Raw genomic sequence first — 22,969 nt, forward strand, 5'->3', positions numbered from 1 at the left:
GTCAGGCGTCCTGGCGCTTGAAGGTTCCGGATGTCATGAAAGGGTCGTTCAGGACAAAAGATGTCCTGAACGACCCTTTCATGACATTGAAGTGAGCGCCGGTCAGGCGTCCTGGCGCTTGACCAGATGCCGCCCGGCCCACCAGGCGATCTCCACCAGCACGATCCCCACCCCGGCACAGGCGAAGGCCGACAGCGTGTACGCGCTCACACTCGGGTCCAACGCGAAGAACTTCTGCGTGAACGGGATCAGGAACAGCGCGAGGGTCAGCACGACCATCCCGCCGATCAACAGGATCTTCCACCACCGGTACGGCCGTGCGACGATCCCGAGCACCCACAGCGCGATCGTGATGAGGGTGATCAGCGCCGTCGTCCCCGCCTGGATCTTGTCCAGTTCGGACTGCCCGGATCCCTTGTACACCAGCAGATAACTCACGAACGTCGCGGTGGCGATGACCAGCCCGGCCGGCACGGCCATCCGCATCACCCGGCCGACGAAACCGGTGCGGGCGCGTTCGTTGTTCGGCGCCAGCGAGAGCACGAAGGCGGGCAGGCCGATCGTGAACCACGCGGTGATCGTGATGTGCCGCGGCAGGAACGGGAACGGCACCTGCGCGATGCCGACCATCAGCGCCAGCAGCACCGAGTAGACCGTCTTGGTGAGGAACAGGTTCGAGACGCGCTCGATGTTGCCGATCACCCGCCGTCCCTCGGCGACGACGTGCGGCAGGGTGGCGAACTTGTCGTCCAGCAGCACGATCTGCGCGACCGCGCGGGTGGCCGGGCTGCCGGCGCCCATGGCGACGCCGATGTCCGCGTCCTTCAGCGCGAGGACGTCGTTCACGCCGTCGCCGGTCATCGCGACGGTGTGCCCCTTCGACTGCAGCGCACCGACCATCGCGCGTTTCTGCAGCGGCGTCACGCGGCCGAAGACGGCGCGATCCTCCACGGTGTCGGCCAGCTTTTCGGCGTCGTCCGGCAGTTTCCGCGCGTCGATGGGCTTGTCCGCGCCCGGCAGGTCCAAGGTGCCCGCGACGGCGCCCACCGAGATGGCGTTGTCACCGGAGATGACCTTGACCGCGACGTCCTGGTGCGCGAAGAAGTCCAAAGTGTCCTTCGCGTCTGGGCGGACTTTTTGCTCCAGCACCACGAGCGCGACCGGTTCGATGTCGCCGGGGCCCTCGGCCGCGTCGACGGCCCGTTCGGCACGGCCCAGCAACAGGACCCGCAGGCCGCGCGAACCGATCTTCTCGGCCTCCGCCCGGTGCTCGCCCTCGGGCAGGAGGACGTCGGCCGCGCCGAGCACCCAGTCGCCGTCGCCGCCGAAGGAGGCACCGCTCCACTTGCGCGCCGAGGAGAACGGCATCGTCGTGGTGACCCGCCAGCCCGGATCGGTCCGGTACGCCTCCGCGATCGCCTGGAGGCTCGCGTTCGGGCGGGGATCGGTGGCGGCGAGCGCGGCCAGCGCGTCGTCCACCGGGTGGCCCGGCGTGATCTCCCGGACCTCGGAAAGCCGCATCGCGTTCTCGGTGAGCGTGCCGGTCTTGTCCGCGCACACCACGTCGACCCGGGCGAGACCTTCGATCGCCGGGAGTTCCTGCACCAGGCACTGGCGCTTGCCCAGCCGGATGACGCCGACCGCCAGCGCGACACTGGTCATCAGCACCAGGCCCTCGGGCACCATGGGCACGAGCGCCGCGACCATGCCGCGCAGCGCGTCCGGCCACGCCTGATCGCCCGCGAGCTGGTTGTAGATGGTCAGCGCGCCCGCCGGGATGAGCAGGTACGTGATGAACTTGAGGATCTTGTCGATGCCTTGGCGCAGCTCCGACTTCACCAGGGTGAACTTGCTGGCCTCCGCGGCCAGCTTCGCCGCGTAGGACTCGTCGCCGATGATGTCCGCGCGGTACGTGCCGCTGCCCGCGACGACGAAGCTGCCGGAGAGCACCTTGTCACCGGGCTGCTTGACCACCGGATCGGATTCACCGGTCAGCAGCGACTCGTCGACCTCCAGTGCGTCGGCCGTCAGCGCCGGGCCGTCGACGACGATCTTGTCGCCCGGCCCCAGCTCGACGAGATCGCCGAGCACGACGTCTTCCGGGGCGATCTCGGTGCTCTGCCCGTCGCGGCGCACGGTCGGCTTCGCCTGCCCGACGATCGCGAGCCGTTCCAGTGTCCGTTTCGCCCGGAGCTCCTGGATGATGCCGACCGCGCTGTTGACGATGATCAGCCCGCCGAACAGCCCGTCGATGAAGTACCCCGTCGACAGGATGAGCACGAACAGCACGCCGTAGATCGCGTTGATCCGGGTGAAGACGTTCGCACGGATGATCTCGCCGGTGGTCCGGCTGGTCTTCGTCGAGACCGTGTTGGTCTGGCCCGCGGCCACCCGCTGGGCGACCTCTTCGCTGGTGAGCCCCCTCGAGGCGTCGGTCAGCAGGGCCGGCTGGTCGATTGCCATGCCCGCGACTCTATTCCGCCCGGCCCGCTCCCGCGTCAGCCTCGGGGACCATGTCGCCCCTTACTTCAGCATCTTTCGTGTTCGGGGTTGGTGCCGCCGTCGGTCGTGTCGACGCGCCACGATCCGCTCTCCAGCAGCAGCGGCAGCACCAACCGCCAGCGGATGCACCCCTCCGGCAGGTACACCGGCGCGTCTTCGACGTCCTGCGTGCTGGTGAAGGCGACGAGCACCCGGAGCGTGTTCGGCGAGCCCGGCTCGATGCGATAGACGAGGATGCTGCCGTCCCGAGTGGACTGGAAATCCTTCTTCCACTCCGCCGCGGTCTTGGTCTTGGCCCGCTCACGGCTGACCACCGAAGTCCACTTCGGATAGTCACGCTCGTTGATGGAGTCGAAATATCCCTGCAGCACCTGCCGGACGCTCTGGTACTGGGGATGCGCGAAGACGTCGGGGGTCACCTCGACGACCGGGGAACCTGGCTGCTGCTCCGGGGCGACCGACGTCGGCGACTCGCTGACGACCGGCTGGGTGGGCTCGGCCTCCGGACGCGTGTAGAGATCGCGTGCCAGCAACCCCACGCCGACGGTCAGGGAGATCACGACCACGAGGACGGGGATCAGCCACCGCTGGCGAGAGAGGGGGCGAGGCTGGGCGGTCACCCTGAAAGGTTAGCCGCCCGCCTCTTCCGTCATCACCGGCGTCTACCCGACCTGGTGCAGCCAGGTGACCGGGGCGCCGTCACCGGCGTGCCGGTACGGTTCGAGCGCTTCGTCCCAATTGGCGGCGAGGAGCTCGTCGAGCTTGTGCGCCAGCGATTCGCCGGAGCGGACCTTGCTCACCAGGGCGCGCAACTGGTCCTCGCCCACGACGATGTCGCCGTTGGCACTGGTCCTGCCGTGCCACAGGCCGAGGCCCGGAGCGAAACAGAACCTCTCGCCGTCGACCCCCGCACTGGGCTCTTCGGTGACTTCGAACCGGATCATCGGCCACGCCTTGAGCGCGGACGCCAGCTTTCCGCCGGTGCCCGAAGGCGCACGCCATCCACATTCGGCGCGGAGCTGTCCTGGACTGGCGGGCTGCGCCGTCCACTTCAACTCGACTCGGGCACCCAGGGTGCCCGAAATGGCCCACTCGACGTGCGGACACACCGCAGACGGCGACGAGTGGACGTACACCACGCCACGGGTGTTGCCACGGGTGCTCACTGCTGACCTCCGCTACTCGACGAGGGGCGTCTTCCCCTACGACCTCGCGAGCTGCGCTGGTCAGGTGGCTCGTGCCGCCTCCCGGTACGCGTGAGCACATTGTGCACCCCAACTGTGCTGTTTGGCCACATGAACACCACAAGTCGCACCTGATTGGGACGCGAGACTCCTGCGAAGGCCCTCTTCTTTCGGCTGAGCCGAAGAAAAGATCCCTTCACGCGGGTTAACCCGGGGACGGCAATTGTGCCCCCATGCCGTGAAGGCCTCCTTCCCTACTTTGAGGGTAGGGAAGGAGGCCTTCACGGACTTGGCTCAGCCCTGGGCGCCCAGGGACTTCGCCGCGGCGAAGGTGTCCACCAGACCGGTGCCCTTGTCGAAGCTCGACGTGTACGGCCCGGCCGCCACGTACGGCGAGCCGTCGGCGAACTTGTACGCGGTGCCCTTGATCGCGGCCTCGATTTCGGCGGGGCTGGCGTTCGGCGCGACCTGGAACAGCTGCGCGACGATCCCGGTGATCTGCGGCGCCGCCATCGAGGTCCCGCTGATCACGTTGTAGGTGGCGAGATCCAGGAGTCCCGGGCCGTTCTTCGGCTGGAGGCCCTGCGTGCAGATCGGCTGTGTCGGACGGCAGGACGACAGGATGTTCTCCCCCGGCGCGGAAACGTCGGGCCAGCTCGACTGGCTGCTCTTGAGACCGCGCGAGGAGAAGTCGGAGACCGTGCCGTCACGGGTTTCGGTCCCCTGATCGTTGAACGACGCCACCGAAAGCACGCCCGGCGTCTGGTCCTGCCCCGGCGGGTTGGAGAGGTTCGCCGAACCGTCGCCGCCGTCGTTCCCGTTCGCCCACACCGTGACGACGCCTTCCGCGGCGAGCGCGCGCTGCAGCTTCACCGTCGCCGAGTTCGGGTCGAAGGCGCCACCGCCGCTGGGACCGTAGGAGTTGTTGGTCACCTTGATCGGCGGGCACACCGACGCCGCGACACCCGCGCCGCAGGGCGCCTTGTGGTTCTCCAGCACCCAGTTCAGCGCCGCGTCCGTGCCGAGGACGAGCAGCGCGGCCCCGGTCGAGACCGAGACGATCTTCGAGCCCGGCGCCGAGCCGCCGACCTTGGTGCCGTCGGTCAGCGTCAGCCGGTTGCCCGCGGCGATGCCGGTGACGTGCGTGCCGTGGCCGCCCAGCGAGAGAGTGTCGGTGTCGACGGAGGTGGGGACGTCGACGATGCAGTTCGTCGCCGTGCCGTTGAGGCAGAGGCTCTTGAGGTTGCGTACCACCCGTGTCTTGCCGTCGGCGCCCTTGAAGGCCGGATGCGTCGGGTCGACCCCGGTGTCGATGATCGCGACGGAGACTCCCCTGCCGTCCACGGGAGCGCCACCGGCGTCCTTGAGCTGCGTTTGCGTCTGGAGGCTCCGCGTCGCCGTGGTGCCGGCGCTGCCGTGCGCCTTGAGCTTCTCGTTGCCTTCGACGTAGGTGACCCCGGCGGCGTTGCGCACCGCGCGCACCTGGTCGGCGGTGCCCCGGACGGCGACGACGCCGATCTTCCCGAACGACGTGATCTTCGTGAGCCCGGCCGAGCGGGCGGCGCGTTCGGCGGTGGCGACGTCGTCGGCGTGCACGAGCGCGGTCACCCCCGCGGTGCCGGTGACGGCCGAAAGGAGGCGGGCGAGCCCGGGGGCGACGGGTGCCGACGGTCCCGCGGCCTGCGCGGGGACCATCCCCGCGGCCGGGACGGCGAGCAGGGCGACGACGAGGGCGGCGCGTCGACGCCAGGGTCCAGATACGGCCATTGCGTTTCTCCTGGTGACAGGGGGCAAGGAACTGTCACCTACCAACGAGTACCACCCGGACGGGTGACGGTGCTCACGCGCATTACAACTTTTCGGAGCAACGTCACGGCGCCTACCTGGGACGTGTCTGTCCATTAGTCCGGATGGAGGCGCTAGTTTGTGCACCGAGACCGACGAGATGGGGAGGGGTTCGGTGCGACTCGTTCGCCTCGCTCAACAGCCGTCCCGGGTGGCCGAGGACGTCCGCGCCGCGCTGGCTTCACTCGGCCGGGGCAGCAACGTCGTCGGCGGGGTCGCCCTGATCGGCGCCAGCCCGGTCGAGGGGCGGCCCGTCGAAGCCGTCGTGGTCATGCCGAAGGGTGTCCTCATCGTCATCGGTGTCGACCTGCCGGACCCGGCCCTGAAACTCGAAGCCCCGCTCGGCGGACCGTGGAAGGCCGACGGCTGGCCGCTGGTCCACGGCGACACCTCGATCAACCCGGCCACGGACGCGCTCTCGCTGTCCGCCGCCTGCACGCACAAGATCGCGGACGTCGCCCCCGGCGCCGGGCCGATCGGCACGATCATCGCCGTCGGCCCCTACGTGGAGACGGTCGACCAGCCCGCCGCCGATCTCGCCGGTTCGGTCCGCGTCCTCTATCCGACGGCGACGACGATGCTCGCCGCGACGGTCTCCCTCGCCACCGCGCCCCGCCCCCGCTCGGTCCAGCAGGCGCGGGACCTGATCGCCGCGCTCGCCCCGGACGCGCCGCCGATGCCCGAGGAAATGTTGCTCGGGGAAGGGTTCAGCGCCTTCTCCGACGACGAGCCGACGGTGATCCGCGAGAACCCGCTCGTCGCGATCGCGCCGACGGTTCCGGTCCAGCATCCGGGGAAGGGGAAGAGACCGGCGAAACCGGCCGTGCCGCCCGCTCCTCCCGCCAAGCCCGCTCCGCCCGTTCAGCAGGCCGCTCCCGCGAAGCCCGCTCCCCCGGTCCGGCAGACCCCGCCGCCGGCGGCGGCCGCCGCTCCCTCGCCCGCCGAGCCCGCCCCGAAGCCTTCGCGCCAGTCCAAGACGGTGAAGTGGCTTCCGGTCGCCGCGATCGGTTTGCTCATCGTGTTGCTGGTGGCGGCCATCAGCGTGGCTTCCGGCGGTGACGACACCGCGTCCACGCAGACTCCGCCGCCGCCGACCGCGGCGACCAGTCCCCCGCCGCCGAGCAGCAGCGCGGTGGAGAACATCCAGTTCACCTCGCGGGCGTCGGCCGCGGACCAGAAATGCGCGTCCCACGCGTACGGCGACGTCCAGTCGAGCCTCCAGCAGACGAGTTGCTCGGCGGTGAAACGCGCCAGCTTCGCCAGTTCCATCGACGGCCGGGCCGCGGCGGTGACGATCGCCGTCGTGGAATTCCCGAACACCGCGCAGGCGAGCGCGTTCAAGGCCATCGCCGACAATCCCGGCGGTGGCGGCATCCTCGATCTCGCCACCGAGACCAACCAGTGGCAGGGCGAAGTTCCCGTGTTCGAAGGCGCCGCCTACCAGAGCAGCCTGGACGGGAAATCGGTCCGGTTGATCCAGGTCGTATGGCTGCCGGGACCGTCCACTCCGGACGATCCCGGCCTCGTCCGCGGCGCGAAGGCCGCGCTCGAACTGCCTGTGAACGGCTAGAGCCCGTACGCCTCCAGCAGGCGCAACCACACCTCGCTGATCGTGGGGAACGACGGGACCGCGTGCCACAGCCTCGGCAGCGGCACCTCCCCGACGATCGCGATCGTCGCCGAATGCAGGAGCTCGGCCACGTCCTGCCCGACGAAGGTCGCGCCGACCAGGACGTCGCGTTCGGTGTCGACGACGATGCGCGCCTTGCCCGCGTAACCGTCCGCGTGCAGCGACGAACCGGCCACCGCGATGTCGATGTCGACGACGCGATGCGGCTTGCCCTCCTCGGGTCCGGCGAGCCCGACCGAAGCGACCTCCGGGTCGGTGAACACGACCTGCGGGATGGCGTGGTGATCGGCGGTGGCGCTGTGCGCGCTCCACGCGGAGGAGTCGACGGGCTTGCCCGCCGCCTGCGCGGCCACCGAGTCGCCCGTGGCCCTGGCGGCGTACTTGCCCTGATGGGTCAGCGGCGCGCGGCCGGTCACGTCCCCGACGGCGAACAGCCAGTCACCGTCCACAGCGGACACACGGCCGTTGTCGTCGGTCGTGAGCGGCGCGCCCGCTTCGAGCCCCACCGTCTCCACGCCGAGCCCGTCGGTCGCCGGGCGGCGGCCGGTGGCGACGAGCAGCTCGTCGACGACCAACCGGTCGCCGCCCTTCAACGCCAGTTCCTTACCACCGTCCACAGCGGACACGGAGTCGAGTCCGGAGCCGGTGTGCACGGTGACGCCGGCTTCGCGAAGCCCCGCGATGACAGCGTCGCCCGCGAATTCCGGCAGCCGCGGCAAGGGCCGCTCGCCCGAGATGATCAAGTGGACTTCGGCGCCGAGCGTGGCGAAGGCCTGCGCCATTTCGACTCCGACGACCCCACCGCCGAGTACGCCGAGGCGGCGCGGGACCGCTTCCGCCGAGGTCGCCTCACGCGATCCCCACGGCGAAATCGTGTCCAGCCCGGGGATCGACGGCGTCCGCGGGACACTGCCCGTGGCGATGATCACGGCGTGCCGGGCGGTCAACTCGTCACCCCCGTCGACCGTGACCTTCCGCTCACCGGTGATCCGGCCGTGCCCGCGGATCGGGACGATCCCGGCTCCTTCGGCCCACTTGACCTGTCCGGTGTCGTCTCCCTTGCCGGTGAACCAGTCCCGGCGCGCGAACACCTCGGCCGGGTCGACCTTGTCGCCCACCGGGACACCGGGGACCCGTTTGGCGGCGGCGAGGAGGTTCCCCGGCCGCAGCAGCGCCTTGCTCGGAATGCAGGCCCAGTAAGAACATTCGCCGCCGAAGCGTTCGTGTTCGACGAGCGCGACCTGAAGGCCGCCTCGTGCCGCCCGTTCGGCGGCGACCTCGCCGACGGGGCCGCCTCCGATCACGATCACGTCAAAAGTCTGTGCTGACATGCATTCAGCGCACACCACCGCGCAGCTTCGCGCAACCTGCCGCTATCCTCGTGTCGCTGCGTGAGTCATAGCCGCGGGTCAGGTTTCACCGTGCCGGTTACGCAGTAGAACGATCGAGCGCGGGAGGTTTTTTCATGGCCAGGAACACTGCTGTGCATTTGCTGGACGATCTGACCGGCGAGGCGGCCGAGGAAACGGTCGCTTTCGGTTTGGACGGAATCGCTTACGACATCGACCTTTCGGCCGACAACGCCATCGCACTCCGGGAAATCCTGCGTGCCTATGTGGAGAACGGCCGCCGGATCGGCGGACGCAAACTGCGGCCGCGGGTCGTGCAGCGCCCCAAGGGCACGCGGGTGTCGAAGTCGACCCCGAAGACCGCGGCCACCGCGGCGAAGGCCGAAGCGAAGACGGCCGCGAAGCCGGGCCGCAAGCCCGCCGCCAAGGGTGTCGCCGGCCGCAAGCCCGCCGCCGCCAAGAAGGCCGCCGCTCCCAAGACGGAGGCCAAGGCTCCCGCCAAGACCACGGCGAAAGCCACCGCGGCCAAGGCCAAGACCACCCGCGGCGCGGCGGCGAAGACCACGGCGACCAAGGCTCCGGCCGGCCGCGCGAAGGCCGCGGCCGCGGCGAAGACCCCGGCCAAGACGACGGCGAAGGCCACCACCAAGACGACGGCCACGAAGGCCGCTCCGAAGGCAGCCGCCGCGAAGACGACCGCCGCCAAGGCCGCGCCGAAGGCCTCGGCAAAGGCTCCGGCGAAGAAGGCCGCCGAGCCGAAGAAGACCACGCGCGCCACTCGCAAGGTGCCCGCCGTCACTTTCTCGGCCACCGAAAAGTAATTCATCGAAAAGGCCCTTTCGCGATATCCGCGAAAGGGCCTTTTCGTTTTTCGGGCTCAGTTACGCTGAGCGCCCTCGGCGTGCCATTTCGGGTAGTGGTACCGCGTGTGCCGGAGCGAGCGGTGCCACTCCAGCTCCTCGTCCGAGGGCTTCCGGGTGGCGAGTTCACCCAGTTGCGCGGCCGCCGCCACGCGGACGGCGGCCGTGACGTCGGCAACACCTTTACGCAGGCCATGCTCGGCGAGCGACGCGACCCGGCTCCGATGCGAGTCGAGCGGACGGGGATCCGCGGGTGCCGCGGTGAGGTACCGGCCGACCCGTTCGGCGGCGGTCGAAACGAGCAGGGTGGAATGCGCGAGCAAGCCCGTTCTCGTCCGGAACACGGCGAAACCGCACAGCTTCGCGTCACCGACGAACAGACCTCGATCACCGAGCCGCGACGGCAGCCCGAGTTCGGCCACCGTCGCGGTCATCAGTTCCCCGAGTGCTTCGAGCGGTCTGTCCGACGGCCCCGGCAGGACGAGCGTGATGTTGAGATTGCCGGGATCGTGGAACACGGTGCCGCCACCGCTGGCCCGGCGCAGCACCGGGACGCCGTCGCTCGCGCAGACGTCGGCCTTGACCTCGCGTTCGATCTTCTGCCCCCGACCCACGACCACACAGTCGGTGTTGCGCCAGATCCACAGGACCGGCGCCTGGGGTGCGGCGCGCAGGAGGGCTTCGTCGAACGCGAGGTTGTCGGCCGGGTCGTCGAACGAGGCGACGACTTCCGAGGGACCGATCACAGTGCTTTGAGTTCCTCCACGATCTCGCCCACCGACGATTTGGCGTCGCCGAAGAGCATGCTTGTCTTCGCATCGTAGAAGAGCTCGTTGTCGATGCCGGCGAAGCCCGAGCTCATCCCGCGTTTGAGCACGATCACCGACCGGCTGTGGTTCACCTTGAGGATCGGCATCCCGTAGATGGGCGAGCCCGGATCGGTCTCCGCGGCCGGGTTCGTTACGTCGTTCGCGCCGATCACCAGCGCGACGTCGGTCTGGGCGAACTCGGAGTTGATCTCGTCCATTTCCTTGAGCTGCTCGTACGGGACGTCGGCCTCGGCGAGGAGCACGTTCATATGCCCCGGCATCCGGCCCGCCACCGGGTGGATGGCGTACGCGACCGTGATCCCCTTGGCCTCCAGCAACTTCGCCATCTCGCGGACGACGTGCTGCGCCTGCGCGACGGCCATCCCGTACCCGGGCACCACCACGACCTTGTTGGCGTACGCCATCTGGATCGCGGTGTCGGACGCGCTGGTGCTGCGGACCGGCCGGGCCTCGCCGGATCCGCCGCTCGCGACCGCCGTGCCGCCGCCGAACCCGCCGGCGACGATCGCCGGGATCGACCGGTTCATCGCCTTCGCCATCAGGTTCGTCAGGATGGAACCCGAGGCGCCGACGATCATGCCCGCCACGATCAACGCGGTGTTGTCGAGCGCGAGACCCATGGCCGCCGCCGACAAACCGGTGAGCGCGTTGAGCAACGAGATGACGACCGGCATGTCCGCGCCGCCGATCGGCAGCACGACCACCACGCCGAGGATGCCCGCCGCGACCAGCAGGCCGATCATCAGCAGTTCGGCGTCGCCGCCGCTCGCGATGACGACCGCGAGCACGATCGCGGCGATCAGAACCAGCGCGTTCACCGGCTGCTGCAGTTTGCCCAGGGTGATCGGGCGGCCGGAGATGAGTTCCTGCAGTTTCCCGAACGCGATGTTCGAGCCCCAGAAGGACACCGAGCCGACGATCGCGGCGAACAACGACGCGATCGCGACGTACGCAGGCTCGTGCGCGTAGCCCTCGGTGGTGCGGAACTCGACCCACGCGATGAGCGCGACCGCCCCGCCGCCGACGCCGTTGAACAGCGCCACCATCTGCGGCATCGCGGTCATCTTCACCTTGCGCGCGGACGGCACGCCGACGACGACACCGATCGCCACGCCGAGCGCGATGAGCAGCCAGTTGCCCATGCCCGGCGTCAGCAGCGTCGCGATCACCGCGATGCCCATGCCGACGGCGGCGATCCAGTTGCCGCGCACCGCGGTGCGCGGACCGGTCAGGCCCATGAGGCCGTAGATGAACAGGGCGAAGGAAATGATGTAGAGGACGGCGATGAAGGTCGTCACTTGTCACCACCGTCTTCCGGCTTCTTCGCCTTGAACATCGAGAGCATCCGGTCGGTGACGAGGAAGCCGCCGACCACGTTGATCGTGCCGAAGGCGATCGCGATCACCAGCAGGATCTTGTTCAGCACGCCGTCCACCCCGAGGCCGAGCACGATCAGCCCGCCGAGCAGGACGATGCCGTGGATGGCGTTGGTCCCCGACATGAGCGGGGTGTGCAGGGTGTTGGGCACCTTCGAAATGACGGTGAAACCCACGAATCCGGCGAGTACGAGGATCGCCAGGCTGCCTACGAGCATCACTCGCCTCCTTCTTCTTTTCCGGCGACGCAGGCCCCGGCGACGATCTCGTCGGAGAAGTCGAGCGCGAGCTTGCCTTCGGAGTCGACGAGCAGTTCCAGCAACTCGGTGACGTTGCGCGCGTAGAGCTCGCTGGAATGCGCGGGCATCTCCGCGGCGAGGTTGAGCGGCGAGCAGATCGTGACGTCGTGCTCGACGACCTCCTCGCCCGGCTTCGTCAGCTCGCAGTTGCCGCCGGACTCACCCGCGAGGTCGACCACGACCCCGCCGGCGGGCATCCCCTTCACCGCGTCGGCGGTGACGAGGACCGGCGCCTTGCGGCCGGGGACGAGCGCGGTGGTGATCACGGCGTCGAACTTCGTGATCGCCTCGGTGAGCCTGCGTTGCTGCTCGGCCTTTTCCTCGTCGGTCAGCTCGCGGGCGTACCCGCCTTCGCCGACCGCCTCGATGCCGAGGTCGAGGAATTTCGCGCCGAGCGACTTCACCTGCTCGCCGACCTCGGGCCGGACGTCGTATCCGGTGGTCTGCGCGCCGAGCCGTTTCGCCGTCGCCAACGCCTGCAACCCCGCGACCCCGGCGCCGAGCACGAGCACCTTGGCCGGTGGCACGGTTCCGGCGGCGGTGGTGAGCATCGGGAAGAACCGGGTGAGCTTCTCCGCGGCGAGGAGTACGGCGCGATAGCCCGCGACACTGCTCTGCGACGACAACGCGTCCATCGCCTGCGCGCGGGAGATCCGCGGGATCGCCTCGACGGCGAAGGCGCGGACGCCCGCCGCTTCGAGCGCGGCGATCCCCTCGGGATCACCCCTCGGATTCAGGAAGCCGATGAGGATGGTGCCCTGTTTGAGCTTCGCGACTTCGGCCGCGCTCGGAGGCGCCACCTTCACCACGATGTCGGCATCCCACGGATCGCCGATCACCGCGCCCGCCTGCTCGAAGGTCTCGTCGGCGAGCAGCGCGCCGTCGCCCGCGCCGGGCTCGACCACCACCCGCAGTCCGCGTCCGGAGACGCGCTCGATGAGTTTCGGTACCAGCGCGATGCGACGTTCACCTTGTCCGGTTTCCCGGACCACGCCGACCGTGAGCTGCTCGTTCTCTGCCGCCACAGGCGACCTCCTCGCTGGAGAGGACCACACGAACCCGCACTGTTTACCACGTCCGGCCGACAACTTTCCTGGCTGAACGTATCCGGACGGCATCTTTCCGTGACATCACTCATCACGATCGATCCAGCCATCGATCCAGGTGCGCGACGTCATATGCGCGCTATGGCAACGGTTTCCGCATCATGGAACGCTGCGCCAGTTCGGCACGCCCAGGAAGATCAGCCGCAGCCGCCGTTCGGCCGTGCGCACGATCTCGTCGTCACGCGAAGGTGTTTCGAGCAGCTCCAGCACCGTCGTGAGCATGGTCGTCACGATCAGGTCGGCGAGCAGATGCAGATCTTCGGTGCTCCAGTCGCGAAGGAAGTCGAAGCGCGCCAGGTCGACGGCGAGTTCGCTGACGAAGAGCTTGAGTTCGAAGCCGATCGCCTGCCGGACCGGGCCGGTGCCGCCGTAACGCTCCCTGGTCAGGAAGTGGAAATGGTCCTCGTGCGCCCGCACGTGCTCGCGCAGGATGCGCACCGACGAGCGGATCATGTCGTTGTACGCCGACGGCCTCGTGCGCGCGGAGCGGATCATCGTGCGCAGGGTGCGCATCGACTCCTCGACCAGCGCCACGCCGAGCTCGTCCATCGACGCGAAATGGCGGTAGAACGCCGTCGGCACGATGCCGGCCTGTTTCGCGACCTCCCGCAGGCTGAGCCCGGAGAACCCGCGCTCCGCGACCAGGTCGAGCGCCGCGTCCAGCAGTGCCTGCCGGGTGCGTTGCTTGCGTTCCTGCCGGGAAACGGGCTCGGTTGTCACGACGGACAGCGTAATCGCCTCCGCGCTATCACCCACGTCACATCGCCGTCCTCTCGCGTTGACAAGCGGGATCTTCACCACTTCACTATTCAGTGTACAAGCGTTCACTGAATTTGGGAGAAGTGATGACGGCACTGGTACCACGCAGGGCCAGGCGGCTGGCCTCGCTGGCCGAGGCCCTGCTCACGCCCCACGGCATGGACCGCTACCTCGAACTCGTCGACCCGATGCTGGTCCGCCGCGAGATCCGCGGCCAGGTCACCGGCGTCCGGCGGCAGACACCCGACACGGTCACGCTGACCATCCGGCCGAGCCGGGCCTGGCGCGGCCACCTCGCGGGCCAGTACGTGCGGGTGACCGTCGAGATCGACGGCGTCCGTCGCACCCGTTGCTACTCGCCCGCCGGTTCGGAGCACGACGGCACACTGGAACTGACCATCAAGGCCGACCCGCAGGGGCTCGTCTCGCGCCACCTGAACCGCACGGTCACCGTCGGTTCGGTGCTCGGACTGTCCACTGCGGACGGTGAGTTCACCCTGCCTTCGCCGAGGCCGCGGCGGATCCTGCTGCTGAGCGGCGGAAGCGGGATCACGCCCGTCCTGTCGATGCTGCGCACGCTGGCCGACGAGAAGTACGAGGGCGATCTCGCCTTCCTGCACTACTCCAACGGCGCCGAAGACGCCCTCTACCGCGCCGAACTCGCCGACCTCGCCCGCCGCCTTCCCGGCCTGCGGGTGGTACACGCGTTCACTCACGCGAAAACCGGCGGCGACCTGCACGGGTTCTTCTCGAAGGAGCACCTCGCGGAGGCCGCTCCGTGGTACCCCGACGCCGAGACCTTCCTGTGCGGCCCGAAGCCGCTGATGGACTCGGTCCGCGAGGTCTTCGAGGCCGACGGCCTCGGTGCACATCTGCACACCGAGGAGTTCACGCCGCCCGCGCTCACCTTCGACACCGAGAACGCCGAAGGGCAGGTGCGTTTCGCGCGGAGTGGCCGCGAGTTCGCCAACTCCGGGAAACCGTTGCTGGAGCAGGCCGAAGAGGCCGGGCTGAGCCCGGAACACGGCTGCCGTATGGGCATCTGCTTCTCCTGCACGCAGATCAAGACCTCCGGCTGCGTGCGCAACGCCAAGACCGGCGAGACCTCCAGCGAAGAGAACGAAGAGATCCAGCTCTGCATCTCCGTCCCGGTCGGGGACGTCGAGATCAACGCTTAGAAAGGAACGGGCCATGACCGGCTTGCAGGACAAGCTGACCCCGGCACAGGTCGAGGAGTTCGGCCGCGAGATGGACGCGATCCGGCAGCGGATCGTCGCCGACCTCGGGCAGGTGGACGTCGACTACATCCACAACGTCATCAAGACCCAGCGCGCGCTCGAGGTCGCCGGCCGCGGGCTGCTGTTCGCCGGCTTCTTCCCGCCCGCCTGGGTCGCCGGCGTCGCCGCGCTCTCGGTGGCGAAGATCCTCGACAACATGGAGATCGGCCACAACGTCATGCACGGCCAGTACGACTGGACGCGCGACCCGGCACTGAGCTCCCAGCAGTTCGAGTGGGACACCGTCGCGCCTTCGGAGAACTGGCGCCATTCCCACAACTACATCCACCACACCTACACCAACATCCTCGACAAGGACCGCGACATCGGTTACGGCATCCTGCGGATGGACCCGGCGCAGAAGTGGAACCCGTACTACCTCGGCAACCCGGTGTACGCGACGCTGCTCGCGCTGTTCTTCCAGTGGGGCGTCATGCTGCACGACCTCGAGGTCGACCGGGTCGCGAAGGGCGAACGCACCTGGGCCGAGAACAAGCCGGTGCTGCGGAAGATCGTGCGCAAGGCCGGGCGCCAGGTCGGCAAGGACTACGTGCTCTTCCCGCTGCTGACCGGTCCGCTCGCGCCGCTGACCTTCCTCGGCAACGCCACCGCGAACCTGACGCGCAACCTGTGGGCGTTCTCGATCATCTTCTGCGGGCACTTCCCCGCCGACGTCGAGAGCTTCACCGAGGAGGAGACCGAGAACGAGTCGCGCGGCCAGTGGTACCTGCGGCAGATCCTCGGCTCGGCGAACATCACCGGCGGCAAGCTCTTCCATATCATGACCGGGAACCTCTCGCACCAGATCGAGCACCACCTCTTCCCGGACATCCCGGCGCGCCGCTACCCGGAGATCGCGGGCGAGGTGCGGGCGATCTGCGAGAAGTACGGCCTGCCGTACAACACCGGTCCCCTGCACAAGCAGCTGTTCTCGGTGGCCAAGAAGATCGTGAAACTGGCCCTTCCGTGGAACGGCGAACCCCGGACTGCGGCTACCGTGGAGAGCGACAAGACCCTCCGAGCGGCTTAAGGTGTCTGACATGGTCGGTCAGTTCGAAAGCACCAAGGACGTGGTCCAAGAGGTCACCGAGTCCGCGGCCACCCATATCGGCAACATCGCGACGATCATCACCGGCGCGATCCGGGACATCGCCCGCGAGACCGGCGACTGGCTGACGGACGTCATCGAGATGCGTGAGGCGTCCCAGCGGGCGCAGGCGGACGAGAGCCGGGTCGTGAACGGCGATTCGGATTAGAGGTACCCACCGCGTCTGAGCCGGTCCCGAGTGCGTCGGGGTGGTCGTGAGTGGCGATTCGGGTTCTAACCCGAATCGCCACTCACGACCACCTGTACCGAGTCCCGGTATCGAGGGCCGCGAAGACTAGGGAAACCTGGATGGGCACGAGGCGGGTGGCCACGGCAAGCTGAAGCCGTGATCACCCGCCTCGCCCTGCCTGGACGCGTCCTCAGCGCGCAGCTGAACCGCGCGTACTGGGGCGAGCTGGTCTGGGTGATCATCGGCGCGCCGCTGACGCTGGCGTTCGTGGCGCTCGTGGCTGTCGGGCTGCTCCTCGGTGCGGGCCTGAGCCTGCTGACCATCGGGGTTCCGGTGCTCATCGGCGTCCTGGCGGGCGCGAGGCTGATCGGCATCGCCCACATCGGTCTGGCGCGCGCCCTGCTCGGGACGACGGTCACCCCACCCGCCCGGCCCGAACTGCGGCCGGGCCTCTGGAACGGCGTCAAAGGCAGGCTCGGGGATCCGCTCGGCTGGCGGTCGGTCGCCTATCTGGTGATCCGGCTGCCGCTGTCGTTGATCGAGTTCTTCCTGGTCGCGAGCCTGTTCGTGTACGCGGTGAGCACGCTGAGCTATCCGCTGTTCTGGTTCACCCTGAACGGCGAGGCCATGCCGACGTTCGACCTGCGCGTCGACACCTGGCCCCTCACCCTGCCGCTCGCCGTCACCGGGCTGGCCGTGTTGCTGGCGATGCCGTGGGTGGTCCGCGGTCTCACCGAGTTCGACCGGCTGCTGGTGCGCGGCGTCCTCGGCGCCGAGGACCTTTCGAAGCGGGTGCGCGACCTCGAACGCAGCCGCGCGACCGCGGTCGACGACGCGACGCGGCGGCTGCGCCGGATCGAACGCGACCTGCACGACGGCGCGCAGGCGCAGCTGGTCGCGCTGGCGATGAAGCTCGGCATCGCGAAGGACGAACTGGCGGGCGACGGCGACATCGAGCAGGTCACCGCCCTGATCACCGCCGCGCACGCCAACGCGAAACAGGCACTTGTCGAGCTTCGTGACCTCGCCCGCGGCATCCATCCCGCCGCGCTCGACGCCGGCCTCGACGTCGCGCTGTCCACTTTGGCCGCGGGCTCGGGCATCGACGCGCGGATCACCGTGGACCTGCCGAGCAGGCCGTCCCCGTCGATCGAGACCATCGCCTACTTCACCGTCGCGGAACTGCTGACGAATGCCGCCAAGCACACTTCCTCCGCGATCGAGGTCGACGTCGGTATCGTCGGCGACGACCTGCGGCTCGTGGTGCGCGACGGCGGTGAAGGCGGGGCCCGGCCGGTACGCGGCGGAGGGCTCGCCGGGATCGCCGAGCGGCTCGCGACGGTGGACGGCGGGCTCGACATCGACAGCCCTGTCGGAGGGCCTACGGTGATCAGCGCGGGAATACCATTACGGAAATAGGGGGCGGCGTGCGCGTCGTGATCGCGGAGGATTCGGCCATCCTCCGGGCGGGGCTCGTCGAACTGCTGAACCTTCGGGGGCACGAGGTCGTCGCGGCCGTCGCCGACGGAGACAGTCTGTGCGCAGCGGTTCGCGAACATCGGCCGGACGTGTCCATTGTGGATATCCGGATGCCGCCGACGCACACGGACGAAGGGTTGCGCGCGTCCATCGCGCTGCGCGCGGAGCTGCCGGGGTGCGCGATCCTGCTGTTCTCGCAGTACGTCGAGACGCAGTACGCGACGGAACTCCTGGCCGATCGCGCGGGCGGCGTCGGTTATCTGCTGAAGGACCGCGTCGCGGAGGTGTCGGACTTCCTCGACGCGCTTCGCCGGGTGGCCGAGGGTGAGACCGTGCTCGACCCGGAAGTGGTCAGCCAGCTGTTCACCGCCACCCGGAAGACGGACGCGCTCGCGGGGCTGACGCCGCGGGAGCGTGAGGTGCTGGGCCTGATGGCCGAGGGCCGGTCGAACTCGGCCATCGCGGCGGCGCTGTTCCTTTCGGCGGGCTCGGTGGAGAAGTACGTGTCGAGCATCTTCGGGAAGCTGGCGCTGCCACAGTCCGAAGGGGACAACCGGCGGGTTCTGGCCGTGCTGCGGTACTTGGAGTCCTAGACCAGGCTTTCCAGTTCCGCGACGACGTCGGCGAGGGGGCGCGTGGTGTCGATCTCGACGGTGGCCGACTCCCTCAGCAAAGGCTCGATCTCTTCGGTGTCGGCGATGATTCGCGCGCGCTCTTCGGGGGTTTTGCCGAAGGGATTGGTGCCGCGGGTCGCGACGCGGCCGAGGATGACGCCCAGCGGGGCACTGAGCAGGACGATGTGGTCGAAGCGCGGATAGAAGTCCTGCTGGTTCCAGACGGTCCCGGCGAGGAAGAGCGGCTCCCGGGAACGTTCGTGCTCGGTGATGAGGGCGTCGATGCGGCCGGGATGCCATTGAGGTTCCCCGCCCGGCTCCTCCGCGATCCAACCGCCGACGTCGGTGTCGACGGTGCGGAAACCTCTGTGGGACAAGGCTTCGAGGACTGTCGACTTACCGGTGCCGGACATACCGGTCACCAGGATCACTGTCACGTCGGCGAGTTTACTGCGCGAAAGGCCACTACCGCGGCTCCACCGGCACCCCGTCCAGCTCGGGCAGGCAAAGCTGCACCCACGCGACATCCCGCCAGGCCCCGTGCTTGTACCCGATCCGCCGGTACGTCCCCACCGGCTCGAAGCCCAGCGCGCGGTGCAGCCCGGCGCTCGCGTCGTTCGGCAGCACCATGCCCGCACAGAAGTTCCGGAAACCGCGCGACGTCAGCTCGTCCAGCAGCGCCTGATAGAGCGCGCGCCCGCCGCCGGTCCTCCGTCGGCCGAGCTCCAAATAGATACTGACCTCGCAAGACCAGCGATACGACGGCCGGCCGCTGAAGGGGCCTCCGTAGGCGTAGCCGACGACGCGACCTTCGTCGTCTTCGAGCACAAGCCAGGTATGCGATTTCTGCGCCTTGGCGATGCGTTCGGCCATCTCGTCCGGCTTGGGCGGCTCGGTCTCGAACGAGATCACCGTGTCGGTGACATACGGCGCGTAGATCTCCGCGCACGCCGTCGCGTCGGCTTCCGTCGCTTCCCTGATCACCATGGCGACCATAGTAGCCGAGGCTGCCACTATAGTGAGCAGCATGTCGGATCCCTTGTCCGCGTCGCTCGCCGCGACGCTCCAGGCCGCGAGACTCGATCAGAACCTTTCGGCCAACGCCCTCGCCGAATCCTCGGGTGTGTCCAGGGCGATGATCGGCAAGATCGAACGCGGCGAGGCGCAGCCGACGGCGGTCCTGCTCAGCAGGCTTTCCGCCGCGCTCGGCATGACGTTGTCCGAGCTGATCGCGCGCGCCGAACACGGTGACCGGCGGCTGGTGCGCGCCGCCGATCAGCCGACCTGGACCGACCCTGACACCGGGTACGTGCGCCGCGCGGTCTCGCCTTCGCTCGGCGGGCCGCTGGAGCTGGTCGAGGTCGTACTGCCCGCGGGCACCGAGGTCGCCTTCCCCGCCCACACCTACGTGCTAACCCATCACCAGATCTGGGTGCTCGACGGGCATCTGCGGTTCCGCGAGGGCGACGTCGAGCACGAACTCGACGCGGGCGATTGCCTGCAGCTCGGCACCCCGCAGCCCTGCGCCTACGTCAATCCGACCGGGGAACCGGTCCGATATCTGGTCGCGCTCGCCCGGCGCCACGCCTGATACTCGGACGATGCGGTCCCGGGCCCTCGCCTACGTCGCGGCGAAAGCACGCGGCGGGCATGAGCGCGGCTTGCCGGTGACGCTGCACTTCCATCCCGACAGATCCACAGTGGACGGACGTCCGATGCTCGACGCGATGGCCGAAGACGGCTTCTACCGCAATCAGTTCGAAACGGGGACGAGCAACGGCGGGCTCACCGCACGTCCCGGCGGAGACCGCTGGCACTGGGAGAGCCGGATGTTCGGTGGCGCCTACGACGACGCGCCCGCGGCCGAACGGCCGAAGTACGGCGCGTTGAACTTCCGCCACCGGCCGACCGGCGGCGCACCGAGATTCGGCTCCGCCCATTTCCGCATGGCCGCGCACACCCTCGGCAGGACGACGTTCTGCTATCCCGACAGCGTGTTGAATCCGGCGGATTTCGGCTACGGCACAAGGGTTTCCGCACTGATCGAGCTGGCGGCTCGTGACGACACCGATCTGCTCGACGACTACATCGAGGCGCACGTCCACGGCCCGGTCGACCTCACGACGGACGTCGAAGCGCTGGTTCTCGACCCGAGCCACCGCGGCACCGACGTGGAGAAGGCCGCTTCACGCCTCGGCTGTCCGGTCGAATGGCATCCGGGTTTCCGCCTGTCCACCGAGGAACTCCACCGGCACCCGGCGTACCGCGGCGCCGAATTCGTCGAACTCGGCCGGTCGCTGGCCGAAGACGGCCACCTCGACCCACGCGTCCTCGGCGAAGCCCGGCACGTCGACCCTCAAGCCCTCAAACGCGTCTGGCACTACGTCGCGCGCTTCGGGGCACTACCGTGAAGAGCATGTACTCCACGGAGATCGAGGTGCGCACCGGCAGCGTGGCCGTGGTGCACGACCTGACCAAGGACGCCGAGGCCTTCCTGCGCGACGCGGACGCCGAGGACGGGATCCTGCACGTCTTCGTCCCGCACGCGACGTCCGGGCTGGCGATCCTCGAGACCGGCGCCGGCAGCGACGAAGACCTGCTCACGGCGCTCGACGACCTGCTTCCCCGCGACGGCCGCTGGCGGCACCAGCACGGCAGTCCCGGTCACGGCCGTGACCACGTCCTGCCCGCGCTGCTGCCGCCGTTCGCGACGATCCCGGTGATCGGCGGGGTGATGACACTCGGCACCTGGCAGTCGGTCTGCCTAGTGGACACCAACCTGGACAACCCGGTCCGGCGTGTCCGCTTCAGCCTGCTGGAGGGCTGACCGGCCCGGCCACAGCGCGAGCACCAGTCCTGCCACGAGCAACCCGGCGAGCACCCACACCCCGGTCGCGACGTCCGGTGCGCCGGGCACGCCCTGCAACAGGCTCCGGAGCCCTTCCGCCGCGAACCGGAACGGCGTCCACGACCACAGCACCGCGCGGTATGCGGGGTTCAGCAGTTCCGGTACCTGGCCCGCGACCGCGGGCGCGATCAGGTACAGCGGGCCGAGGATCGCCATCGCCCGCACCCCCAGCAACCTCAGCAGCCCGGTCTGCAGGGCGGCGAATCCGGTGGAGGCCAGGAAAAGGAAACCGAGGACGTCCCAGCCGAGCGGGAGCGCGGAGTCCCACAGTTTCAGGAACCCGGCCAGCACGGCGGTGACCAGCACACCCGCCGAAACGATCTGCGTGAGACGCGCGGCGGCTCCCGCGTCCCGGCCGATCCGCCGTCCGGCCAGCACCAGCACGGCGCCCGCGATCAGGCAGCCGACCCACGCCAGCGCGCTGAGTGCGAGCGGCGCGACCCGGCCGGCCGCGCTCGCCGGATGGAGCGTTTCGATCTTCGACGTCCCGCCGAGCGCCTGCGCGGCGCCGGTCAGCGCCTGCTGCGCGATCTGCGTCCCGGACGGGTTCACCGCCCCGGAGAGCACGACCGTCGACGGAAGTTCGAGGACGCCGTAGACCTCCTTGTCCTCCAGCAGTTTCCGGGCTTCCTCGGGTGAGGTCACCCGCCACGAAACCTGGCCTCCGCCATGGGAGGCGATCCCGTTCGCGGCCGCCTGGAGCGGTCCCGGGGGCGCGGCCACGGCGAGAGGCAGACCGTCGGGAGCGACGGTGGCCTGCGCTCCGAAGGTGAGAAAGCCGAGTACGGCGGCGACCAGCGCACCGGCCACAGCGGCTAGCAAGGCGAAGGCCCCGGCGGGGCGACGGTTCGGCATGACCGTCCTCCATTTATTCGTCACTTGTTGAATTAGCTGCCAAGGTAGGCCTCGGCCGCGAAGAAGTCAACAGACGTTGAATAAGCTCACCGGTACCGTCGATCGCGTGACTACTCCGCATCGGCTCGTGCTGTGGGACATCGACCAGACCCTCGTGGACCTGCGCGGCGTGGGCGCCGCCTGGTACACGACCGCGCTCGCCGAGGTCGCCGGCGTCGAACTGCGGGCCTTGCCGAATTTCGGCGGCCGCACCGAACGCGCCATCAGCGCGGACATCCTGACCTCGCACGGCGTCGAGCCCACCGAGGAGAACGTGCGCAAGCTGTGGCTCGCGCTGATCGCGGTCTCGGAAAGCCACGCCCCGACCCTGTCTTCGAGCGGCCGGGCGCTCCCCGGCGCCAAAGACGCGCTGAACGCCTTCGCCACGCACGGTGGCATCGTCCAGACACTGGTCACCGGGAATCTGCCGGAGATCTCCGTGCACAAGCTGACCGCGTTCGATCTGCACGAGCACGTCGACTTCGAGATCGGCGGCTACGGCTCGCTCTCGGCGCATCGGCCCGATCTGGTGCCCGCCGCCGTCGGCCACGCCTCGGCGAAACACGGCACCGAGTTCGCGCCCGAGTCGGTCGTGGTCATCGGCGACACCCCGGACGACGTGCGTGCGGCGCTCGACAACGGCGCCGTCGCGGTGGCCGTGGCGACGGGGCAGTTCAGCGCCGAGGAACTGGCCGACGCGGGCGCGCACACCGTGCTCGGCGACCTGTCCGACCTGGTAGCGGTACGTGCGGCCGTGCTCGGGGGCGCCAACTAAGCTCG

Annotated in this window: 24 protein-coding genes; 11 read left to right on the top strand and 13 right to left on the bottom strand. The window is 69.0% G+C overall.

Annotated elements, in window-relative coordinates:
• Window positions 1-102: 102 nt before the first annotated feature.
• The 4 genes from AVR91_RS08435 to AVR91_RS08450 form a co-directional block, all read right to left on the bottom strand.
• Complete coding sequence (locus AVR91_RS08435; protein WP_211282676.1) at window positions 103-2,463, bottom strand: cation-translocating P-type ATPase; 2,361 nt, start codon at window positions 2,461-2,463, stop codon at window positions 103-105.
• 65 nt (window positions 2,464-2,528) lie between these two features.
• Window positions 2,529-3,122, bottom strand: coding sequence for a hypothetical protein (locus tag AVR91_RS08440; RefSeq protein WP_063273134.1), 594 nt, complete (start codon window positions 3,120-3,122; stop codon window positions 2,529-2,531).
• A gap of 42 nt (window positions 3,123-3,164) precedes the next feature.
• Window positions 3,165-3,668, bottom strand: coding sequence for a DUF3145 domain-containing protein (locus AVR91_RS08445; RefSeq protein WP_016336127.1), 504 nt, complete (start codon window positions 3,666-3,668; stop codon window positions 3,165-3,167).
• 312 nt (window positions 3,669-3,980) lie between these two features.
• The gene (locus AVR91_RS08450) at window positions 3,981-5,453 is read right to left on the bottom strand and encodes a S8 family serine peptidase (RefSeq protein ID WP_063273133.1); all 1,473 of its coding nucleotides are present in this window, start codon (window positions 5,451-5,453) and stop codon (window positions 3,981-3,983) included.
• A gap of 193 nt (window positions 5,454-5,646) precedes the next feature.
• Here AVR91_RS08450 and AVR91_RS08455 point away from each other — a divergent pair, with 193 nt between their 5' ends.
• Window positions 5,647-7,101 (top strand): hypothetical protein, encoded by a 1,455-nt coding sequence (locus AVR91_RS08455; protein ID WP_063273142.1) that lies wholly within the window; start codon window positions 5,647-5,649, stop codon window positions 7,099-7,101.
• Here AVR91_RS08455 and AVR91_RS08460 read toward each other — a convergent pair.
• The gene (locus AVR91_RS08460; RefSeq protein ID WP_063273132.1) at window positions 7,098-8,471 is read right to left on the bottom strand and encodes a dihydrolipoyl dehydrogenase family protein; all 1,374 of its coding nucleotides are present in this window, start codon (window positions 8,469-8,471) and stop codon (window positions 7,098-7,100) included. The genes AVR91_RS08455 and AVR91_RS08460 overlap by 4 nt on opposite strands.
• Before the next feature lie 155 nt (window positions 8,472-8,626).
• Here AVR91_RS08460 and AVR91_RS08465 point away from each other — a divergent pair, with 155 nt between their 5' ends.
• Window positions 8,627-9,331 carry an Lsr2 dimerization domain-containing protein gene (locus AVR91_RS08465; protein ID WP_076857293.1) on the top strand — a complete coding sequence of 235 codons (705 nt, stop codon included), beginning with the start codon at window positions 8,627-8,629 and terminating at the stop codon, window positions 9,329-9,331.
• Window positions 9,332-9,387: 56 nt separating this feature from the next.
• On the opposite strand, the gene AVR91_RS08470 is transcribed toward AVR91_RS08465, so the two are convergent.
• The 5 genes from AVR91_RS08470 to AVR91_RS08490 form a co-directional block, all read right to left on the bottom strand.
• Window positions 9,388-10,116 (bottom strand): lipoate--protein ligase family protein, encoded by a 729-nt coding sequence (locus AVR91_RS08470; RefSeq protein WP_063273130.1) that lies wholly within the window; start codon window positions 10,114-10,116, stop codon window positions 9,388-9,390.
• Complete coding sequence (locus AVR91_RS08475) at window positions 10,113-11,498, bottom strand: NAD(P)(+) transhydrogenase (Re/Si-specific) subunit beta (protein WP_016336133.1); 1,386 nt, start codon at window positions 11,496-11,498, stop codon at window positions 10,113-10,115. Before AVR91_RS08475 ends, AVR91_RS08470 begins: the two co-directional genes overlap by 4 nt.
• A complete protein-coding gene (locus AVR91_RS08480) occupies window positions 11,495-11,794 on the bottom strand; it encodes an NAD(P) transhydrogenase subunit alpha (protein WP_007032801.1) in 300 nt (99 codons plus the stop codon). Before AVR91_RS08480 ends, AVR91_RS08475 begins: the two co-directional genes overlap by 4 nt.
• The gene (locus AVR91_RS08485; protein ID WP_063273129.1) at window positions 11,794-12,900 is read right to left on the bottom strand and encodes a Re/Si-specific NAD(P)(+) transhydrogenase subunit alpha; all 1,107 of its coding nucleotides are present in this window, start codon (window positions 12,898-12,900) and stop codon (window positions 11,794-11,796) included. The genes AVR91_RS08480 and AVR91_RS08485 overlap by 1 nt, the downstream gene beginning before the upstream one ends.
• Before the next feature lie 180 nt (window positions 12,901-13,080).
• Window positions 13,081-13,737 carry a TetR family transcriptional regulator gene (locus AVR91_RS08490; RefSeq protein ID WP_016336136.1) on the bottom strand — a complete coding sequence of 219 codons (657 nt, stop codon included), beginning with the start codon at window positions 13,735-13,737 and terminating at the stop codon, window positions 13,081-13,083.
• Between the two features lie 89 nt (window positions 13,738-13,826).
• Here AVR91_RS08490 and AVR91_RS08495 point away from each other — a divergent pair, with 89 nt between their 5' ends.
• The 5 genes from AVR91_RS08495 to AVR91_RS08515 all read left to right on the top strand — a co-directional run bounded on the left by AVR91_RS08495 (window position 13,827) and on the right by AVR91_RS08515 (window position 18,366).
• Window positions 13,827-14,918 carry a ferredoxin reductase gene (locus AVR91_RS08495; protein WP_063273128.1) on the top strand — a complete coding sequence of 364 codons (1,092 nt, stop codon included), beginning with the start codon at window positions 13,827-13,829 and terminating at the stop codon, window positions 14,916-14,918.
• Between the two features lie 13 nt (window positions 14,919-14,931).
• Complete coding sequence (locus AVR91_RS08500) at window positions 14,932-16,047, top strand: fatty acid desaturase family protein (RefSeq protein ID WP_063273127.1); 1,116 nt, start codon at window positions 14,932-14,934, stop codon at window positions 16,045-16,047.
• A gap of 10 nt (window positions 16,048-16,057) precedes the next feature.
• Entirely contained in the window at window positions 16,058-16,273 is a 216-nt protein-coding gene (locus tag AVR91_RS08505) for a hypothetical protein (protein ID WP_063273126.1), read from the top strand.
• Window positions 16,274-16,450: 177 nt separating this feature from the next.
• Window positions 16,451-17,713: a sensor histidine kinase gene (locus AVR91_RS08510; RefSeq protein ID WP_063273125.1), complete on the top strand. Its 1,263-nt coding sequence runs from the start codon at window positions 16,451-16,453 to the stop codon at window positions 17,711-17,713.
• Window positions 17,714-17,721: 8 nt separating this feature from the next.
• Window positions 17,722-18,366, top strand: a complete 645-nt coding sequence (locus AVR91_RS08515) for a response regulator transcription factor (protein WP_037342386.1) — start codon at window positions 17,722-17,724, stop codon at window positions 18,364-18,366.
• On the opposite strand, the gene AVR91_RS08520 is transcribed toward AVR91_RS08515, so the two are convergent.
• Both AVR91_RS08520 and AVR91_RS08525 read right to left on the bottom strand, forming a co-directional pair.
• Complete coding sequence (locus AVR91_RS08520; RefSeq protein ID WP_228709158.1) at window positions 18,363-18,824, bottom strand: AAA family ATPase; 462 nt, start codon at window positions 18,822-18,824, stop codon at window positions 18,363-18,365. The two genes, AVR91_RS08515 and AVR91_RS08520, sit on opposite strands and share 4 nt — an antisense overlap.
• A gap of 28 nt (window positions 18,825-18,852) precedes the next feature.
• Complete coding sequence (locus AVR91_RS08525; protein WP_063273124.1) at window positions 18,853-19,383, bottom strand: GNAT family N-acetyltransferase; 531 nt, start codon at window positions 19,381-19,383, stop codon at window positions 18,853-18,855.
• A 31-nt stretch (window positions 19,384-19,414) separates the two neighbouring features.
• Between AVR91_RS08525 and AVR91_RS08530 the strand changes: the two genes are divergently transcribed.
• Genes AVR91_RS08530 through AVR91_RS08540 form a run of 3 tightly spaced genes read left to right on the top strand, consistent with a single transcriptional unit; the run spans window position 19,415 to window position 21,214 of the window.
• Window positions 19,415-19,978 carry a helix-turn-helix domain-containing protein gene (locus tag AVR91_RS08530; RefSeq protein ID WP_063273123.1) on the top strand — a complete coding sequence of 188 codons (564 nt, stop codon included), beginning with the start codon at window positions 19,415-19,417 and terminating at the stop codon, window positions 19,976-19,978.
• 10 nt (window positions 19,979-19,988) lie between these two features.
• Window positions 19,989-20,798, top strand: coding sequence for a DUF3626 domain-containing protein (locus AVR91_RS08535; protein WP_211282678.1), 810 nt, complete (start codon window positions 19,989-19,991; stop codon window positions 20,796-20,798).
• A gap of 5 nt (window positions 20,799-20,803) precedes the next feature.
• On the top strand, window positions 20,804-21,214 hold the full coding sequence (locus AVR91_RS08540; RefSeq protein WP_043848289.1) for a secondary thiamine-phosphate synthase enzyme YjbQ: 411 nt from the start codon (window positions 20,804-20,806) through the stop codon (window positions 21,212-21,214).
• Here the strand turns inward: AVR91_RS08540 and AVR91_RS08545 are convergent.
• Window positions 21,152-22,150, bottom strand: coding sequence for an ABC transporter permease (locus AVR91_RS08545; RefSeq protein ID WP_063273122.1), 999 nt, complete (start codon window positions 22,148-22,150; stop codon window positions 21,152-21,154). The two genes, AVR91_RS08540 and AVR91_RS08545, sit on opposite strands and share 63 nt — an antisense overlap.
• 127 nt (window positions 22,151-22,277) lie before the next feature.
• On the opposite strand from AVR91_RS08545, the gene AVR91_RS08550 reads away from it, so the two are divergent.
• Complete coding sequence (locus AVR91_RS08550; RefSeq protein WP_016336147.1) at window positions 22,278-22,964, top strand: HAD hydrolase-like protein; 687 nt, start codon at window positions 22,278-22,280, stop codon at window positions 22,962-22,964.
• The last annotated feature ends 5 nt before the right edge of the window (window positions 22,965-22,969 follow it).

Source organism: Amycolatopsis keratiniphila subsp. keratiniphila, assembly GCF_001620365.2.
In the GTDB taxonomy this organism is placed as follows: Bacteria; Actinomycetota; Actinomycetes; order Mycobacteriales; family Pseudonocardiaceae; genus Amycolatopsis; species Amycolatopsis keratiniphila.

Coding starts and splice junctions, on each gene's coding strand:
- AVR91_RS08530 (WP_063273123.1), top strand. CDS start 19,415: ATGTCGGATCCCTTGTCCGCGTCGCTCGCCGCGACGCTCCAGGCCGCG.
- AVR91_RS08525 (WP_063273124.1), bottom strand. CDS start 19,383: ATGGTCGCCATGGTGATCAGGGAAGCGACGGAAGCCGACGCGACGGCG.
- AVR91_RS08545 (WP_063273122.1), bottom strand. CDS start 22,150: ATGCCGAACCGTCGCCCCGCCGGGGCCTTCGCCTTGCTAGCCGCTGTG.
- AVR91_RS08465 (WP_076857293.1), top strand. CDS start 8,627: ATGGCCAGGAACACTGCTGTGCATTTGCTGGACGATCTGACCGGCGAG.
- AVR91_RS08505 (WP_063273126.1), top strand. CDS start 16,058: ATGGTCGGTCAGTTCGAAAGCACCAAGGACGTGGTCCAAGAGGTCACC.
- AVR91_RS08480 (WP_007032801.1), bottom strand. CDS start 11,794: ATGCTCGTAGGCAGCCTGGCGATCCTCGTACTCGCCGGATTCGTGGGT.
- AVR91_RS08435 (WP_211282676.1), bottom strand. CDS start 2,463: ATGGCAATCGACCAGCCGGCCCTGCTGACCGACGCCTCGAGGGGGCTC.
- AVR91_RS08535 (WP_211282678.1), top strand. CDS start 19,989: ATGCGGTCCCGGGCCCTCGCCTACGTCGCGGCGAAAGCACGCGGCGGG.
- AVR91_RS08540 (WP_043848289.1), top strand. CDS start 20,804: ATGTACTCCACGGAGATCGAGGTGCGCACCGGCAGCGTGGCCGTGGTG.
- AVR91_RS08500 (WP_063273127.1), top strand. CDS start 14,932: ATGACCGGCTTGCAGGACAAGCTGACCCCGGCACAGGTCGAGGAGTTC.
- AVR91_RS08450 (WP_063273133.1), bottom strand. CDS start 5,453: ATGGCCGTATCTGGACCCTGGCGTCGACGCGCCGCCCTCGTCGTCGCC.
- AVR91_RS08495 (WP_063273128.1), top strand. CDS start 13,827: ATGACGGCACTGGTACCACGCAGGGCCAGGCGGCTGGCCTCGCTGGCC.